Origin of the sequence: Bradyrhizobium sp. (assembly GCF_049798375.1) — a bacterium.
Classification (GTDB): domain Bacteria; phylum Pseudomonadota; class Alphaproteobacteria; order Rhizobiales; family Xanthobacteraceae; genus Bradyrhizobium.
In genome coordinates, this window is sequence record NZ_JBARGP010000811.1 from 1 (window position 1) to 2,750 (window position 2,750).

General features: G+C 66.0%; 1 protein-coding gene and 1 pseudogene. Both read right to left on the reverse strand.

The features are described 5' to 3' along the window. On the reverse strand, nucleotides 1-1,808 hold a 1,808-nt coding region (locus WA702_RS30700), incomplete at its 3' end, for a tetratricopeptide repeat protein (RefSeq protein WP_425114289.1). A 31-nt stretch (nucleotides 1,809-1,839) separates the two neighbouring features. Then, a pseudogene (locus WA702_RS30705) lies at nucleotides 1,840-2,750 on the reverse strand (tetratricopeptide repeat protein); the annotation flags it as partial.

A 2,750-nucleotide genomic window follows, 5' to 3' on the forward strand; every position in this document is an offset into this window, starting at 1 on the left:
GCCACGCCATGCGCGACGAAGCGTCCGACCAGGCGATCGCGCAAAAAGGCATCGTCGAGCGCGACGTTCTTGATCACGATCCGCGCGTCCGGCAACGCCTGCATCAGCCGCGACCACACGACGAGCGCCGGATCGGAGATCTTGTCGATCCGATTGAAGACGCCGAACGTTACATGTCCGGTCGCACGCATCGGCAGCGGCGTCGGCTGCACGCCCGGCAACGGATCGGTGGTAATCACCGCTGGCAGATCATAGACCTGTTCGGCGAAGAGATGCCGTACAGTCTCGGGCACGGTGACCGGATCGGCGAAGAAGTAGTCGATGGTCGGCACCCCGGTGCCGGTGCCGCTGCCCCAGGCGGTGACCTGGATCGGCGCCGGCTTGCGGGCAAACACGGTGAGCCGGTTGCCGGCCGAATGGCCCGAGAGATCAACCAGGATGTCGACCTGGTCGGCCTCGATCCGCGCCGACAGCTCATCGTCGGACATCTGCCAGGCATCGACCCAGACATCGGTGGCGGCGCGGCACTGCGCGGTCATGTGGTCCTGCAGCGGCGAACAGGAATAGCAGGCGATGCGAAACTGTCGCTTGTCGCAATGTCGTAGCACCGGCAGGAAGGTCAACGCGGCGGAATGCCCGCGGAAGTCAGAAGAGATATAGCCGACGGTGATCCGCCGCTCCGGATCGAGATCGCGTGCGAGCGGCGTCCGTTGCGAGATCTGCGCGCCGATCCGGTGCCACCATTCACGCCGCGCCGCCTGATGCTCTGCGAAGTCGGCGCCGGGCATGAATTCGAGCGCGAAAATCTTCGAGGTAATCGCATCGCCGTAGTCGGGCTTGATCTCCAGCGCCCGGTCGAAATGCTGCAACGCTGTGGCGACCTCGCCCTGCTTGACGAAGCAGGCACCGAGCCAGGTCCAGGCCACCTCCGAGGCCGGGTTCTGCGCAAGCACCTTGCGGCACGCCTCCATAGCCGGCGCGATGTTGTCCCTGAGCACGTTGATCTGGGCTGACCCGAGCAACGCGATGTCCTGCATCGGGTCCCCCGCCAACGCAGCGTCGTAATCCGCCTTGGCCTGATCGAACCGTCCGACCTGCTGATGCAGCCGGCCGCGCTGGGCCAGAACCGAGGGCGCGCCAGGCCTGATCGCGAGCGCGGCATCGAAGGCGGCACGCGCATCGTCGAAATGGCGCAGATTGATGCTGGCCAGCCCCTTGCCGAACATCGCCTCCATGTGGCGCGGGTTGAGCGACAGCGCGCGATCGAAGCTCTGATTGGCGTCCGTGTTCAAGGCGAGCAAGAGCTGCGCCATGCCTCTGTTGCAATAGGCGTCCGCATAGTCGGGCTTCACTGCAACCGCCCGCTCGTGCGCTGCGATCGCCTGCTCGGCGTCGCCGAGCCGCATCAGCGTGTTGCCGAGATTGGTGTGCGCGGTCGCGACATTCGGCTTGAGCGCGATGGCGCGTTCCTGCGCCTTGCGGGCCTCCTCAAAGCGCTTCTGGCTGAATAGCGCGAGGCCGAGATTGCCGAGCGCCTCGGCATGCCGCGGATCGATTGTGGTTGCTTGTGTCAGCGCCTGCACCGCGACATCAGGCCGGCCGCTGTCAAGGGTGACGACACCAAGCAGATGCAGCGCATCGAAATGGTCAGGCGCAAGCGCCAACACCTGAGCGCAGATCGCCTGCGCCTCGGCACGCTTGCCGGCGCGATAGGCCGCGACCGCAGAGGGCAGCAGCGCGTCCGCCCGCTTGCGGTTCTTCTTCTGCAGTCGCGCGTTCTGGAACGCGCGCGAACCGACATTGCTCAAGGGCGATCTCCAGACGGTGCGCTGTGCGGCGTCATCCTGCGTTGGCGGCGCAGTAGCGGCGCCAGAAATTGCGGTAACCTTCCTCGACCTTGCGCGTGTAGGTCACGACATTGCCGGCCGCCGAGCTTCCGACCTTGCCGGGCAGCTCCGCGCGCAGCTTCGCCAGCTCCGACGGCTGCGATGCGTGCTTCAGCGCGATTGCGATGTAACCGTCGTCATCGTCCGCCACCCAGTCGCCAAGCCCGACGGCCGTCACGATGGCGGCGGCCGCGCGCGAAGCCGCGCTCAAGCCGAGCTTGGCGACGACGGGCACGCCCATCTGCAGCGATTCCCAGGTGCTGACGCCGCCGTTCTGCGGGAACGGATCGAGCGAGATGTCGATCTCGGCAAATTGCTTCAGATGCTCGATGCGCGCCGACGATCCAAGACAGGTGACGCGCTCATGCGGTATGCCATGCGCGACGAAGCGGGCGATCAGACCGTCGCGCAGCAGCTGATCATCCAGCGCGCCATTCTTGATCACGATCTTCGATGTCGGCAGCTCCCGCATCAGCCGCGACCACACGGCAAGCGCCGGCTCCGAAATCTTGTCGATGCGGTTGAACACGCCGAACGTGACATGACCGTTGCTCAGCATCGGCAGCGGTGTCGCCTGCGCGCCCGGCATCGGATCGGTGGTGATGACCGCCGGCAGGTCGTAGACCTCTTCGGCGAAGAGGTGACGTACCTCCTGCGGCACCGTCACCGGATCGGCGAAGAAGTAGTCGATGGTTTTAAGGCCGGTGCCGGTGCCGCTGCCCCAGGCGGTGACCTGGATCGGCGCCGGCTTGGCGGCGAATACCGGCAGCCGGTTGCCGGCCGAATGACCGGAGAGGTCGATCAGGATGTCGACGCCGTCGGCCTGGATGCGGTCCGCGAGTTCCTCCTGCGACAGCCTGGAGG